The sequence below is a fragment of the Pseudomonas sp. 32A genome, from assembly GCF_052682255.1.
In genome coordinates, this window is sequence record NZ_JBQYLY010000001.1 from 3708147 (window position 1) to 3721990 (window position 13844).

The following is a 13844-nucleotide window of genomic DNA, read 5'->3' on the forward strand; positions in this document are numbered from 1 at the left end:
GGCGCCCGATCCGATTAGCTAGCGACGATATTGACCAGTTTGCCGGGCACCACGATCACTTTGCGGATCGTCAGGCCTTCGGTGAAGCGCAGCACGTTCTCATTGGCACGGGCGGCGGCTTCGACTTCTTCACGGCTGGCGCTGGCTGGCATGTCGATCTGGCCACGCAGCTTGCCGTTGACCTGAATCACCAGTTGCAGCGTGTCCTGTACCAGGGCGCTGTCATCCTGTACCGGCCAGCCGGCATCGATGACGGCGCCACTGTGGCCCAAACGGCTCCATAGGTCGTGGCAGATGTGAGGCGTGATCGGTGCCAGCAGCAGGGTGACCGTTTCCAGGCCTTCCTGTACCAGCGCGCGGTCCTGCTCGGTGGCCTGCGGTGCTTTTTCCAGCACGTTCATCAGCGTCATCACCTGGGCGATGGCGGTGTTGAATTTGTGGTGCTGGCCCACGTCCTGGCTGGCGTGCTTGATGGCCAGGTGGGTGCTGCGGCGAATGGCTTTTTGCTCATCGCTCAAGGCTGCCACGTCCAGTTTGCCCGGCAAGCCCTGGCTGACATGGGCATGCGCCAGGCGCCAGACGCGCTTGAGGAAACGGTGCGAACCCTCTACGCCGGAGTCGGACCATTCCGCGCTCATGTCGGGCGGCGAGGCGAACATCATGAACAGGCGGCAGGTATCTGCGCCGAACTGGTCGATCATCGACTGTGGGTCGACGCCGTTGTTCTTCGACTTGGCCATCTTCTCGGTGCCGCCGATTTCCACCGGCAGGCCGTCGGAGATCAACTTGGCGCTGATCACCTTGGCCTTGCTGTCACGCACCAGCTCGACGTCCGCCGGGTTGAACCAGGTGTAGGCGCCATTGGCTTCGCGACGGTAGTAAGTTTCGGCAATCACCATGCCCTGGGTCAGCAGGTTCTTGAACGGCTCATCGGAGCTCACCAGGCCTTCGTCACGCATCAGCTTGTGGAAGAAGCGCGCGTACAGCAGGTGAAGGATGGCGTGTTCGATACCGCCGATGTACTGGTCAACCGGCAACCAGTGGTCGGCCGCGGATTTTTCCACCAGGCCGCCTTCATAGTGCGGCGAGGCGTAGCGGGCGTAGTACCACGAGGACTCCACGAAGGTGTCCATGGTGTCGGTTTCACGCTTGGCCGGGGCGCCGCAGTTCGGGCAAGTGCATTCGTAGAATTCAGGCATGCGCGCCAAGGGCGAACCGGCGCCGTCCGGCACCACGTCTTCCGGCAGCACGACGGGCAATTGGTCTTCCGGCACCGGCACGTCACCGCAGGTTTCGCAGTGGATGATCGGGATCGGGCAGCCCCAGTAGCGCTGGCGGCTGATGCCCCAGTCACGCAGGCGGAACTGGGTGCGCGAGGCACCGAGGTTTTTCTTGATCAGCGCGACTTCGATAGCGTCGAAGGCCCCTTCGAAATCCAGGCCATCGAACTCGCCGGAATTGATCAGGGTGCCGTGCTCGCCGTAGGCGTCTTGCCACGGGGCCGGGTTGGTGTCACCGGAGCTGGTGCGCACCACGGACTTGATGGGCAGGCTGTACTTGGTGGCGAATTCGAAATCGCGTTCGTCGTGGGCTGGCACGGCCATTACCGCGCCATCGCCGTAGTGCATCAACACGTAGTTGGCGACCCATACCGGCAGCTTCTCGCCGGTCAGTGGGTGCTCGACGAACAGCCCGGTCGGCAGGCCTTTTTTCTCCTGGGTGGCGACGTCGGCTTCGGCCACGCTGCCGCCTTTGCATTCGGCGATGAACGCCTGCAGTTCGGGGTTGTTCTGTGCAGCCTGGGTGGCCAGCGGGTGTTCAGCGGCCACGGCGACGTAGGTCGCGCCCATCAGGGTGTCCGGACGGGTGGTGAAGACTTTCAGTACGCCTTCTGCGCCGATGGAGTCGACGTTGTAGGGGAACTGCACTTCCATGCCCTTGGACTTGCCGATCCAGTTGCGTTGCATGGTCTTGACCTGCTCGGGCCAGCCCGGCAAATCGTCGAGGCTCGACAAGAGTTCATCCGCGTAGGCGGTGATCTTGAAGTAGTACATCGGGATTTCGCGCTTTTCGATCAGCGCGCCGGAGCGCCAGCCGCGGCCGTCGATCACTTGCTCGTTGGCCAGTACGGTCTGGTCCACCGGGTCCCAGTTCACGGTGCCGCTCTTCTTGTAGATCACACCTTTTTCGAACAGGCGAGTGAACAGCCATTGTTCCCAGCGGTAGTAATCAGGCTTGCAGGTGGTCACCTCGCGGGACCAGTCCACCGCCAGGCCCAGGCTGCGCAGCTGGGTCTTCATGTAGGCGATGTTTTCGTAGGTCCACTTGGCGGGCGCTACGTTGTTCTTCATCGCGGCGTTTTCCGCCGGCATGCCGAAGGCGTCCCAACCCATGGGTTGCAGGACATTCTTGCCCAGCATGCGCTGGTAGCGGGAAATGACGTCGCCGATGGTGTAGTTGCGCACATGCCCCATGTGTAGCTTGCCGCTGGGGTAAGGGAACATCGATAGGCAATAGAAAGTCTCCTTGCCTGGCTGTTCACTGACTTCAAAGGACTTTTGCTCATCCCAGAACGACTGGGCGGCATTTTCTATTTCACGGGGCTGATATTGTTCGTGCATGGCTACTTTTGAACTGAATAGGGGTGGCCTAATCCTCTTCGGTGCAACGTTCAGGTTGATCGACACCAAAAAGCGGCGCGTCCGTGCCCAAACCCTGCGGGAAGTGGAGTTACAGGAAGCGCCGTAGCATACATGACCCCACTCTATCGAGGGAAACCCTGATTGCGCGGCCGAGGCCGTTGGTCGCGGCGTCGCGCAGGCGGGGCCAGCAGGACTACGCTGTTTAGTGGGGAGTGGGTCTTATCTTTAATGAGGTGAGGGATGGTTGATTTGCAGAGGACTTTAACGAAACCGCAGGTGTACGAAGGGCTGATCGACCGTTTGGGTCGAGCACTGGATGCAGCAAAAACCGCAGGCCGATTGTGTGATGAACGGCCTCTGGAGTTGGAACTGCGTGGCTTGAGCCAGGCAGAGCTGGACGTGATCAGGGTGTATCTGGAGTTAAATGAGCATCGCGCGCCCCATGGCATGGCCTCCCCGCCAGCCCAGGAGTTTTCGCGCTCGGCCAAGGTGGTATGGCTCAAGGATTTCTCGGCCGGTCGCAGCCCGGAAAAACTCCGGTCCGTGCGTTTCAAGTGAAGCACCGCGTTAGTGATCTGTAGCCTTCTCAACGTTTGTTCTTGTAAAGATTGTCGCTAAACCTCGTTTCACCTTAGGCTTCGGGCATCTTTGGAGATGCCCGATGCCTATTCGTTACTTCATTAAACAATTGCTGTTGCCGCCCGGCATTCTGTTGCTGTTGCTGGCGCTTGCCTGGTGGTTTCGCCGCAGTCGGCCGCGACTGGCGGCGGTGTGCTTTGCCCTGGGATTTGGCGGGATGTGGTTGATGAGCCTGCCGGTGGTGGTGCAATGGGGGGCAAAGGCGCTGGAGACCGAGCCGCCTTTGGCCCGTGACGAATGGGCGACCCTGGCGCAGCGGGCTGATGCGATTGTGGTGTTGGGTTCCGGGCGTGAGCGCGGGGATCCGGCGTGGGGCTCCGATCAGCCCACGGGTATCGGTCTTGAGCGCCAGCGCTATGCGGCCCGCTTGGCCAAGGCTTCGGGCTTGCCGGTGCTGACCAGCGGTGGTTTGCACTACGGCACGCCACCGAGTGAGGCGGAGTTGATGGCGGTGTCGATGCAGGATGACTTTGGCGTGAGCGTGCGCTGGAAGGAAGAGCGCAGCCGCACCACCTGGGAAAACGCGCAGATGAGCGCCGAGATTTTATTGCCGCAGGGGATCAAGCGTGTGGTCGTCGTAACCCAGGCCTGGCACATGCCGCGTTCGCGATGGAGCTTCGAAAAGGCTGGGTTTACGGTGGTTCCGGCGCCGATGGGGTTTCTCGGTTTAGACAATGCCCGGCCAGTGGGTGGCTGGATGCCGGAATTCAAGTCAATCTGGCAGAGCGGGCAGTTGCTGAATGAAGCGGTGGGGCAGGTGGGCTACCGGATGTTTTACAGGTAACACCGCCGGGCAAATGTGGGAGCGGGCTTCTGTGGGAGCCGGGCTTGCCCGCGATGCAGGCACCTCGGTTTGTCAGTTACACCGAGGTGATGCTATCGCAGGCAAGCCAGCTCCCACATTTATTCGAGTATTTCTATTAAACCGTTTTCGACATCCGGCCCGCCAACAGCGCCCAGCCAAACAGGCCAAGGCACAGGATGATCAACGGCCACGAGCGCCATTCCAGATAGGGCGTGAGGTTGTGCATCGGCACCACTTCACCGTAGAGAATCCCGCGTTCAAACTGCGGGATCTGCACGGTAATCTGCCCGTACGGGTTGATCAGGCCGGTCACGCCATTGTTGGTGGCGCGAATCATCCAGCGACCCGCTTCCAGGGCGCGCATCTGGGCCATCTGCAAATGCTGCAGCGGGCCGATGGAGCGGCCGAACCAGGTGTCGTTGCTGATGGTCAGCAACAAATCGCTACGGGCCGACAGGCCGGCGGCGAACTCCGGGTACACCACTTCATAGCAAATGAATGGCGCAATCTGATAGCCCTTGGCTTGCAGCAAAGCCTGGTCGGACGGCCCGCGGGCGAAGTCCGACATCGGCAGGTCAAAGAACGCGATCAAGCCGCGCAACATGTCCTGCAGCGGCACGTACTCGCCAAACGGCACCAGCTTCTGCTTCAGGTAGGTGCCGTCGCCTTCGCCCACCACCGTGATGCCATTGAAGAAGCGCTTCTGGTGGTGCACTTCCTGGCGGATCGGCACGCCGGTGATCAGCGCGGTGTGCCGGTCGGCAGCGAACTTGCCCATCATGCCCAGGTAACCCTCGACGGATTCCTTGAGCACCGGCACAGCGGTTTCCGGCCATACCAGCAGGTCGACGGGCTTGGAGCTGAAGCTCATGTCGCGGTACAGCGCGAGCTGCGCATTCAACTGCTCGGGGTCCCACTTCATGCTTTGTTCGACGTTACCCTGGACGGCCGCCACGGTCAGCGGCGCGCCAGAAGGGCTGGTCCAGGCGTGATGCTTGAGTGCCAGGCCGATGGCCCATGGCGCCACCAACAGAAGCAAGCCGGCACCGATGAACAGGTTGCGCTTAGCCGCCAGCAGACGCGGCAGGTTGCAGATCAGTGCGGCGGTCAGCGCCAGGGCAAAGGAAATCAGCCACATTCCGCCCAGCGGCGCGAGGCCGGTAAGAGGGCCGTCGAGCTGGCTGTAACCGGAATAGAGCCAGGGAAAACCGGTGAGGAACCAGCCGCGAAATGCTTCCTGGCCAACCCACAAGGCCGCGAAGGCCAGGGCATCCGCCAGTGGCGCTTCGTTGCGGCGCAGCCAGCGCGCCCACAGCCAGGCAGGCAGGGCAAAGAACCAGGCAATGGCCGCCGTAAACGCCAGCATCAGCATGCCAGCCAGCAGCACCGAAGCGCCGCCAAAATGGTGAATGCTGTAGTAGATCCAGCTGGTACCGGCGCCAAACAGACCGAAACCGAAACACCAGCCACGGCCCAGGGCCTGGCGTGGTGTCAGTTCACGCAATCCCGCATAAAAGAACCCGACGGCCACCAGCGCAAACGGCCAGAGGTCGAACGGCGCCAGCGCCAGGGTAGTGATGGCGCCGGCCACCACGGCCAGCAGGTTACCGGGCCAGCCGGGTGCAGTGAGACGGCGCATGTCAGTCCTTAGCGGGCAATAGGTGTCAGGCGAATCAGATGGATCCTGCGGCTGTCGGCATTCAGGATGCGGAAGCGATAGGCACCGATTTCCGTGGTCTCGTTACGCTTGGGCAGGTGCCCGAACGCACTCATCACCAGGCCGCCAACCGTGTCGAACTCATCGTCGGAGAATTCGCTGTCGAAGAACTCGTTGAAGTTCTCGATCGGCGTCAGGGCCTTGACCAGGAAGTCACCGCTGGGCAGCGGCTTGATGTAGCTGTCTTCTTCCACATCGTGTTCGTCTTCGATGTCACCGACGATCTGTTCCAGCACGTCTTCGATGGTCACGAGGCCGGCCACACCGCCGTATTCGTCAATCACGATGGCCATGTGATTGTGGTTCGCACGAAATTCGCGCAGCAGCACATTCAGGCGCTTGGATTCGGGGACGAAAGTGGCAGGACGCAGCAGGTCCTTGATGTTGAAGCTGTCGCCGTTCTCCTTGAGGATCAGCGGCAGCAGGTCCTTGGCCAGAAGGACGCCCATGACGTCGTCATGGCTTTCGCCGATCACCGGGTAGCGCGAGTGCGCCGAATCAATGACGGCCGGGAGGAATTCCCGTGGGGTCTGGGTCGCCTTGATGCTGACCATCTGCGAGCGCGGAACCATGATGTCCCGCACCTGCAAGTCAGCGACCTGGATAGCGCCTTCGACGATGGCCAGCGCTTCGCTGTCCAGCAACTTGTTCTGATGTGCCTCGCGCAGCAGCTCCAGCAGCTCCTGGCGGTTTTTCGGCTCGTGGGCAAAGGCCTGGGTGAGTTTCCCCAGCCATGACTTTTGCCCGTTGCTCGATCGGTCTTCGCTCATAGCGATTACTCTAAATCCTTTGTTGTTTCAGTTAGGTGTAGTTTCAATTTCGTCATCTGCATATGGGTCGCGATGACCCAATTCTGCAAGCAACGTTCGTTCCAGTGCTTCCATTTCCTCGGCTTCGTCATCGTCTATATGGTCGTAACCCAAGAGATGCAAGCAGCCGTGGATGACTAGATGAGCCCAATGGGCTTCAAGTTCCTTTCCTTGTTCTGCCGCTTCACGCTCGACCACTTCGACGCAGATCACCAGGTCGCCCAGCAGTGGGATGTCCAGTAACTCGTCGGGAACGTCAGCGGGAAACGACAGCACGTTGGTCGCGTAGTCTTTTTGTCGCCAGGTGTGATTCAGTTCACGGCCTTCGGGCTCGTCCACCAGGCGAATGGTCAGTTCCGAGTCGGCGGTGCGCTGGCGCAGGGCCAGGGCGCACCATTGGCGGAACTGTTCTTCGCTGGGGGCGGGCGCTTCGGTGGCCAGCTGCAGGTCAAGCTCAAGCATCGCGGCGAGTGTCCTTGGCCGGTTGGTCATCGCGGTGTTCGAAGCGCTCGTAGGCTTCGACAATGCGCTGCACCAGCGGGTGACGGACCACGTCTTTGGGCATGAAGTGCGTGAAGCTGATCCCCGGCACGTCCTTGAGCACGTCGATCACCTGCGCCAGGCCCGACTTGGTGCCTTTGGGCAGGTCGACCTGGGTGACGTCGCCGGTGATCACGGCCGTTGAGCCGAAGCCGATCCGGGTCAGGAACATTTTCATTTGCTCGACGGTGGTGTTCTGGCTTTCGTCGAGGATGATGAAGCTGTTGTTCAGCGTGCGGCCGCGCATGTAGGCCAGCGGGGCGATCTCGATCACCTGGCGCTCAATCAGCTTGGCCACGTATTCGAAGCCGAGCATCTCGTAGAGCGCGTCGTAGAGCGGGCGCAGGTACGGGTCGATCTTCTGGGCCAGGTCGCCGGGCAAAAAGCCGAGTTTTTCGCCGGCTTCCACCGCCGGGCGCACCAGCAGGATGCGTCGCACCTGCTCACGCTCGAGGGCGTCGACCGCACAGGCCACGGCCAGGTAGGTCTTGCCGGTACCGGCAGGGCCGATGCCGAAGTTGATGTCGTTACCCAGGATCTCTTTGACGTAGCGCTGCTGATTCAAGCCGCGAGGGCGAATCATGCCTTTCTTGGTGCGCAACGCGACGCTGGCTTCGGCTACCGGGTTATTGGCCAGGTCTTCCACGGCGGATTCCTGCAGGTACAGGTGCACCGTTTCCGGCGACAGCTCGCTACCTTTGGTTTCCCGGTAGAGGCGGCGCAGAAGGTTTTCTGCCGAGGTGGTGTGTTGGGGTTCACCAATAAGCTCGAATTGATTGCCGCGGTTGCGGATCTCGATGCTCAGGCGTTGTTCGATCAGGCGCAGGTGCTCGTCGAACTGTCCGCACAGATTGGCGAAACGGCGAGCCTCAAAGGGCTCGAGGAGAAAACGATGTGGTTCTATGGGTGCGTTCAAGGTCGTTTTTAGCCGCCCAGGGGCAATTAAGATGAAATCAAGGATAACGCCAGCAGGCCGGGTGCGAAAGCACTTAAACGGAGCATCTTGGCTGAGGGCGATTCTGTAGGAGCGAGCTTGCTCGCGAAAAACGTCAACGATACCGCTTGCAGCCTGAATATACGCAGTGCCCTCAGGTTTTTCGCGAGCAAGCTCGCTCCTACAGAAACTTGGTTTATTGGATCAGCGAGCCGCGCAGCGAGTGCGGTTGTGCCGCGTCAATGTGCACGTCGGCGAACTGCCCGATCAGTGTCGGATTATCGCAGCGGAAGTTGACGATCCGGTTGTTCTCGGTCCGGCCCTGCAATTCGCCAGGGTCTTTTTTCGAGTAGTCGGTCACCAGGATGCGCTGGGTCGAGCCCACCATCTGTCGGCTGATCTCGAAGCCTTGTTGATTGAGGCGATGCTGCAGGGCGTTCAAGCGCTCTTTCTTCACCGCTTCCGGAGTCTCGTCCGCCAGATCCGCCGCCGGGGTGCCCGGGCGCTGGCTGTAGACGAACGAGTAGGAGAAGTCGAAACCAACGTCTTCGATCAGCTTCATGGTCTGCTGGAAATCTTTCTCGGTTTCACCCGGGAAGCCGACGATAAAGTCCGAGCTGATGCAGATTCCCGGCACCGCCGCACGCAATTTGCGCAGCTTGGATTTGTACTCCAGGGCGGTGTGGTTGCGTTTCATCGCCGCGAGGATGCGGTCCGAGCCCGATTGCACCGGCAAGTGCAGGTGTTTGACCAGTTCCGGCACTTCGGCGTGGGCCTGGATCAGGCTGTCGGAGAATTCCAGTGGGTGCGAGGTGGTGTAGCGAATCCGCTCGATCCCGTCGACGGCCGCCACCACGCGGATCAACTCTGCGAGGTCCGCCAGGCGCCCGTCATGGGTCTGGCCGCGATAGCCGTTGACGTTCTGCCCCAGCAGGGTCACTTCACGCACGCCGTTCTCGGCCAGGTGAATGATCTCAGCCAGTACGTCGTCGAACGGGCGGCTGACTTCTTCGCCGCGGGTGTAGGGCACCACGCAGAAGGTGCAGTACTTGCTGCAGCCTTCCATGACCGACACATAGGCGCTCGGGCCGTCGATGCGCGGCTCGGGCAAATGGTCGAATTTTTCGATTTCCGGGAACGAGACGTCGACTTGCGGCAGCTTGGTGATGCGTGCGGCGTCGATCATTTCCGGCAGGCGGTGCAGGGTTTGCGGGCCGAACACCACGTCGACGTACGGTGCGCGGTCGCGAATGGCGGCGCCTTCCTGGCTGGCCACGCAACCGCCGACGGCGATCACCATGTCCGGGTTGGCCAGTTTCAGTTCGCGCCAGCGGCCCAGCTGCGAGTAGACCCGGTCCTGGGCCCGCTCGCGGATCGAGCAGGTATTGAGCAGGATCACGTCGGCATCTTCAGCGCGGGCGGTGACTTCCAGGGCCTGATGTTCACCCAGCAGATCGACCATGCGCGAGCTGTCGTACTCGTTCATCTGGCAACCGTGGGTTTCGATGTAAAGCTTCTTGGCCATGGGGATCGTCAACTGGTGGTAAAGAACCGCGCATTATAGGGGGCATGCCGATAGGTTCCTAGCACTGTGCATCGGACGCCATGCTATAGTTCGCGCCCTCTTTTATATCCCCCGATGTGTTACCCGCCCACCATGACCAAACGTGAAGCTCCAATCTACAAGGTGATTTTCCTTAACCAGGGCCAGGTGTTCGAAATGTACGCCAAGCAGATCTATCAAAGTGATCTGTGGGGCTTCCTGGAAGTGGAAGAGTTCGTCTTTGGCGAGCGCACACAGTTGGTCGTCGACCCGGGCGAGGAAAAACTCAAGGCTCAGTTCGAGGGCGTGGTGCGCAGTTTTGTGCCGATGCATTCGATTGTGCGCATCGATGAAGTCGAGCGCTTGGGCACGCCGAAAATCAGCGAGGCCCGGGGCATGAGCAATGTCATGCCGTTTCCGATGCCGATGCCTGAGAAGTAAGGCTTTAGACCGCGTCGACCCCTTCGCGAGCAAGCCCGCTCCCACTTTCAACCGAGTTCCACCTTTGGAATACAGTCGAGTGTGGGAGCGGGCTTGCTCGCGAAGGCGGCAGTAAAGGCGCTACAAAACTCAGGGAAGTGGCGAAAATGGCGAGCTGCCATCTGCGCTCTGCAGTTCCTGCAGGTAGTTACGGAAAATCTGCCCCAGCACCTGGGTCGCCACTTCCAGTTCGTCCCGCTGCATGTGCTCGGCCACTTCGTCGGCCGTGTCCAGTGCATCTTCGGCGCCGTTGACCGCCGCCATTTTCAGCACGATATACGCCTGAACGTTATTGGCCGGTACGCCTTCGCCGTGGAAAAACATGGTGCCCAGCTGGAATTGCGCCTGGGCGTGGCCCTGCAACGAGGCTTTCTCGAAGTAGCTCAAGGCTTTGTTGAGGTCGCGTGCGGGATTTTTACTGTCGTAGAAGTACTCGCCCAACTCGTATTGCGCCTGCGCATCCCCGCCATCGGCCTGTTTCTGGCACGCGCTCAGGGCTTCGGCCTGGCTTTCTGGCTGGGTATTGAGGGTGCAACGACCCATCGCTGGGATTAACAACGAGTTGCCGCCTGCCTGGGCAAACGCCAGCAGCGGCTGAAGGAGCAACAGGCAGCCCAGAACCAGGGTGCGGCCGGTGCGTTTCATGGGAATCGACTTACCTCTGACGGGGCGCGGGACCCACGGGGGGATCCAATAAGCGCGCATTATGAAATAAGCAGGCACCTGCTTACAAAGTCTTTACTCGTTTTTCTGCTGCGTGGGCAAGTTATCTGCCGGATTGCAGGTGAATTCTCGAAAAAAGACGGAAATGCCTGTAAGCAAAGTAGCAAATCTGACGCCGCCAGGGGCGACGTCGGATTTTTGCGCCGCTTATTTCAAGGCGGCGAAGGCGCGCTCGGCGGCATCGAGGGTCAGTTTCAGCTCGGCATCACCATGGGCGATCGAGGTGAAGCCGGCTTCAAAAGCGCTCGGGGCGAGGTACACGCCACCTTCCAGCATCAGATGGAAGAAGCGCTTGAACAGGTCGGCATCGCTGCCCATCACGTCGTCGAAGGTGACGATGTCGTCAGCGCCGCTGAAGTACAGGCCGAACATGCCACCCGCCTGGGTGGTCACGAACGGAATGCCGGCCGCATCGGCGCGCTGTTGCAGGCCGTCCAGCAGGCGAGTGGTGTAGTCGGTCAGCTCGGCGTGGAAGCCCGGGCGGCTGATCAGGCGCAGGGTGGTCAGGCCGGCGGCCATGGCCAGCGGGTTACCCGACAGGGTGCCTGCCTGGTACACCGGGCCCAGCGGTGCGATGTGTTGCATGATTTCGCGCTTGCCGCCGAAGCAGCCCACCGGCATGCCGCCACCGATGATCTTGCCGAAGGTGCTCAGGTCCGGGGTAACGCCGTAGTAAGCCTGGGCGCCGCCGAGGGCGACGCGGAAACCGGTCATCACTTCATCAAAAATCAGCACGACGCCCTGCTTGTCGCACTGTTCCCGCAGGCCTTCCAGGAAACCCGGCGCTGGCGGTACGCAGTTCATGTTGCCGGCCACCGGCTCGACGATGATGCACGCCACTTCCTGGCCGACTTCGCTGAGCATCTGCTCGACCGCAGCGATGTCGTTAAACGGCAGGGTCAGGGTGTGTTTGGCAAATGCAGCCGGCACACCGGCGGAGCTCGGTACGCCCTGGGTCAGCGCGCCGGAGCCGGCCTTGACCAGCAGGCTGTCGGAGTGGCCGTGGTAGCAGCCTTCGAACTTGATGATGCTGTCGCGGCCGGTGAAACCACGGGCCAGGCGAATCGCACTCATGGTGGCTTCGGTGCCGGAGCTGACCATCCGCACCATCTCCATGGACGGCACGATGGAACAGACCAAGTCGGCCATCTCGGTTTCCATGGCGGTTGGTGCGCCGTAGGACAAGCCGTGTTGCAGCTGCTGGCGCACCGCGTCCAGTACGTCCGGATGGCTGTGGCCGAGGATCATCGGGCCCCACGAACCCACGTAGTCGACGTAGCGCTTGTCATCTTCGTCGGTGACGTAGGCGCCTTCGGCATGCTTGAAGAACAATGGTGTGCCGCCAACGCTCTTGAACGCTCGCACGGGGGAGTTCACACCGCCGGGGATGTGTTTCTGGGCATTGGCAAACAGGGTTTCGGAACGGGACATGATCGTGTTCTCTGAATTCAAGATTTTAAAAGGTCGTTAAAGGCGCGGGCGCGGCGCGTGACTTCCTGGGTGCTGTCGGCACCAAACAGGCCGTGGACTACCGCCAGCAGGTCGGCACCATGGGCTACCAGGGGCTCGGCGTTTTCCAGGGTGATGCCGCCGATCACGCAGATCGGCAGGTGCAACCGCGTGCGGGCCTGGGCCAGCAGTTCAACGGTGGCCGCCGGGGCGCCGGGCTTGGTGTTGGAGTTGAAGAAGCGGCCGAAGGCGACGTAACTGGCACCCTCCTTGGCAGCCTGCTCAGCCAGTTCGATCTGGCTGTGGCAGGTGGAGCCGATGATCGCTTTGGAGCCCAGCAGCGCGCGGGCCGGGGTCAGCGGGCCGTCGGTCTGGCCCAGGTGCACGCCGACGCCGAGGCGCGCGGCCAGTTCGGCGTCATCGTTGATGATCAGTTGCGTCTTGTAGCGCGAGCACAGCTCCCGCAGTTTTTCGGCTTCCCGCAGGCGGCGCGCTTCGTCGCTGCTTTTATCGCGGTATTGCAGCAGGGTCACGCCACCGTCCAACGCCGCTTCGACGTAGGCCAGGAACTTGCCGGCCAACAGTTGGCTGTCGGTAATGGCATAAAGGCCACGTAGTTTCATCGGGCAGGCCTCTTGGTGTTACGAGCAGAAATCCAACGGCAGACGACGAGGCACGAATTGCCCCTGGCCGAGTTGTTCAGCGTCACGCAGGGTGCGCCAAGTGTAGTTGAGGGCCGATTGCACTGCGCTGACCAAACCTTCGCCTTGCGCCAGTCGACCGGCCAATGCGCTGGCCAGGGTGCAGCCGGAACCGTGATAACTGCCGGGCAGGCGCTGGCAGGTAAAGGTCTGGTGCGTGCCGTCGCGGCTGTAGAGGCGGTTGTGCACTTCGTGCTCGTCGCCGTGGCCGCCGGTGATCAGCAGGTGCTTGATGAAGGGCAGCAGCTTTGCGGCGCACTGGTCCGCCGTGCCTTCGGGCAGTTCGGCGAGGATGCGAGCCTCGGGCAGGTTCGGCGTGGCAATCAGCGACAGCGGTAACAGCCGCTCGCGCATGGCGTAGCCAACCTCGTCCTTGCCCAGGCTGCCGCCGCCGCCGGCGCGCAGCACCGGGTCGCAGACCACCGGCAGATGCGGGTGCGCCTTGAGCAGCTCGACCACGGTGTCGACCATTTCCAGGGAGCCGAGCATGCCCAGTTTCACCGCCGCCACTTCGGAATCGCCGAGCACGGCGTTGGCCTGGGCCAGCACCCATTCGCGGTCCAGCACGCGGAAATCGCTGACGTTGACGGTGTTCTGCACGGTCAGCGCGGTGACCGCCGGGGCCGCATGGCAACCCTGGGCGAGCAGGGCTTCGATATCTGCCTGCAAGCCGGCGCCACCACTGGGATCATGGCCGGAGAGACAGAGGACAACGGGGCGAGAGCTGTAGATATTCATGGTGCGCGAGCTTACCACCAAACGCTTTTTGGGTGGCTGTCGGGCGATGGTTGAATTTTTAACGGATGAACAGGCTGAAATGGCTGTTTGCTATCATCGTCGAAAGCAGGTCAAATGCTCTGTA

General features: G+C 61.3%; 13 protein-coding genes. 3 read left to right on the forward strand and 10 right to left on the reverse strand.

All coding sequences use genetic code 11. The features are described from left to right. Positions 1-14: 14 nt before the first annotated feature. Positions 15-2621: a leucine--tRNA ligase gene (leuS, locus tag ACUN0G_RS16990; protein ID WP_445573865.1), complete on the reverse strand. Its 2607-nt coding sequence runs from the start codon at positions 2619-2621 to the stop codon at positions 15-17. 261 nt (positions 2622-2882) lie between these two features. On the opposite strand from leuS, the gene ACUN0G_RS16995 reads away from it, so the two are divergent. Together ACUN0G_RS16995 and ACUN0G_RS17000 are read left to right on the forward strand one after the other, a co-directional pair. Beyond that, the gene (locus ACUN0G_RS16995) at positions 2883-3200 is read left to right on the forward strand and encodes a hypothetical protein (protein ID WP_445573866.1); all 318 of its coding nucleotides are present in this window, start codon (positions 2883-2885) and stop codon (positions 3198-3200) included. Positions 3201-3303: 103 nt separating this feature from the next. Continuing rightward, complete coding sequence (locus ACUN0G_RS17000; protein WP_445573867.1) at positions 3304-4065, forward strand: YdcF family protein; 762 nt, start codon at positions 3304-3306, stop codon at positions 4063-4065. A 136-nt stretch (positions 4066-4201) separates the two neighbouring features. Here the strand turns inward: ACUN0G_RS17000 and lnt are convergent, their stop codons facing one another. From lnt to miaB, 5 genes are all read right to left on the reverse strand, one after another. Continuing rightward, positions 4202-5725 carry an apolipoprotein N-acyltransferase gene (gene lnt / locus ACUN0G_RS17005; RefSeq protein WP_445573868.1) on the reverse strand — a complete coding sequence of 508 codons (1524 nt, stop codon included), beginning with the start codon at positions 5723-5725 and terminating at the stop codon, positions 4202-4204. Between the two features lie 8 nt (positions 5726-5733). Continuing rightward, positions 5734-6573 (reverse strand): HlyC/CorC family transporter, encoded by an 840-nt coding sequence (locus ACUN0G_RS17010; protein WP_003215451.1) that lies wholly within the window; start codon positions 6571-6573, stop codon positions 5734-5736. Between the two features lie 27 nt (positions 6574-6600). Further along, complete coding sequence (gene ybeY, locus ACUN0G_RS17015; protein ID WP_258348373.1) at positions 6601-7074, reverse strand: rRNA maturation RNase YbeY; 474 nt, start codon at positions 7072-7074, stop codon at positions 6601-6603. Beyond that, entirely contained in the window at positions 7067-8068 is a 1002-nt protein-coding gene (locus ACUN0G_RS17020) for a PhoH family protein (protein ID WP_003215453.1), read from the reverse strand. The genes ybeY and ACUN0G_RS17020 overlap by 8 nt, the downstream gene beginning before the upstream one ends. 214 nt (positions 8069-8282) lie before the next feature. Further along, positions 8283-9611, reverse strand: coding sequence for a tRNA (N6-isopentenyl adenosine(37)-C2)-methylthiotransferase MiaB (gene miaB / locus ACUN0G_RS17025; protein ID WP_445573869.1), 1329 nt, complete (start codon positions 9609-9611; stop codon positions 8283-8285). A gap of 132 nt (positions 9612-9743) precedes the next feature. Here miaB and ACUN0G_RS17030 point away from each other — a divergent pair, with 132 nt between their 5' ends. Next, positions 9744-10070 carry a DUF1820 family protein gene (locus tag ACUN0G_RS17030; RefSeq protein ID WP_003215457.1) on the forward strand — a complete coding sequence of 109 codons (327 nt, stop codon included), beginning with the start codon at positions 9744-9746 and terminating at the stop codon, positions 10068-10070. Between the two features lie 129 nt (positions 10071-10199). Here the strand turns inward: ACUN0G_RS17030 and ACUN0G_RS17035 are convergent, their stop codons facing one another. The 4 genes from ACUN0G_RS17035 to ACUN0G_RS17050 form a co-directional block, all read right to left on the reverse strand. Further along, positions 10200-10754, reverse strand: coding sequence for a tetratricopeptide repeat protein (locus ACUN0G_RS17035; RefSeq protein WP_017476238.1), 555 nt, complete (start codon positions 10752-10754; stop codon positions 10200-10202). 225 nt (positions 10755-10979) lie between these two features. Then, positions 10980-12263 (reverse strand): glutamate-1-semialdehyde 2,1-aminomutase, encoded by a 1284-nt coding sequence (gene hemL, locus ACUN0G_RS17040; RefSeq protein WP_445573870.1) that lies wholly within the window; start codon positions 12261-12263, stop codon positions 10980-10982. A gap of 17 nt (positions 12264-12280) precedes the next feature. Continuing rightward, complete coding sequence (gene thiE / locus ACUN0G_RS17045; protein WP_258348362.1) at positions 12281-12904, reverse strand: thiamine phosphate synthase; 624 nt, start codon at positions 12902-12904, stop codon at positions 12281-12283. An 18-nt stretch (positions 12905-12922) separates the two neighbouring features. Then, complete coding sequence (locus tag ACUN0G_RS17050) at positions 12923-13720, reverse strand: hydroxymethylpyrimidine/phosphomethylpyrimidine kinase (protein WP_258348361.1); 798 nt, start codon at positions 13718-13720, stop codon at positions 12923-12925. Positions 13721-13844: the final 124 nt, after the last annotated feature.

Excerpts from the sequence above, each read along its gene's own strand:
- leuS (WP_445573865.1), bottom strand. The coding sequence starts at position 2,621 with ATGCACGAACAATATCAGCCCCGTGAAATAGAAAATGCCGCCCAGTCG.
- ACUN0G_RS16995 (WP_445573866.1), top strand. The coding sequence starts at position 2,883 with ATGGTTGATTTGCAGAGGACTTTAACGAAACCGCAGGTGTACGAAGGG.
- ACUN0G_RS17000 (WP_445573867.1), top strand. The coding sequence starts at position 3,304 with ATGCCTATTCGTTACTTCATTAAACAATTGCTGTTGCCGCCCGGCATT.
- lnt (WP_445573868.1), bottom strand. The coding sequence starts at position 5,725 with ATGCGCCGTCTCACTGCACCCGGCTGGCCCGGTAACCTGCTGGCCGTG.
- ACUN0G_RS17010 (WP_003215451.1), bottom strand. The coding sequence starts at position 6,573 with ATGAGCGAAGACCGATCGAGCAACGGGCAAAAGTCATGGCTGGGGAAA.
- ybeY (WP_258348373.1), bottom strand. The coding sequence starts at position 7,074 with ATGCTTGAGCTTGACCTGCAGCTGGCCACCGAAGCGCCCGCCCCCAGC.
- miaB (WP_445573869.1), bottom strand. The coding sequence starts at position 9,611 with ATGGCCAAGAAGCTTTACATCGAAACCCACGGTTGCCAGATGAACGAG.
- ACUN0G_RS17030 (WP_003215457.1), top strand. The coding sequence starts at position 9,744 with ATGACCAAACGTGAAGCTCCAATCTACAAGGTGATTTTCCTTAACCAG.
- ACUN0G_RS17035 (WP_017476238.1), bottom strand. The coding sequence starts at position 10,754 with ATGAAACGCACCGGCCGCACCCTGGTTCTGGGCTGCCTGTTGCTCCTT.
- hemL (WP_445573870.1), bottom strand. The coding sequence starts at position 12,263 with ATGTCCCGTTCCGAAACCCTGTTTGCCAATGCCCAGAAACACATCCCC.
- thiE (WP_258348362.1), bottom strand. The coding sequence starts at position 12,904 with ATGAAACTACGTGGCCTTTATGCCATTACCGACAGCCAACTGTTGGCC.
- ACUN0G_RS17050 (WP_258348361.1), bottom strand. The coding sequence starts at position 13,720 with ATGAATATCTACAGCTCTCGCCCCGTTGTCCTCTGTCTCTCCGGCCAT.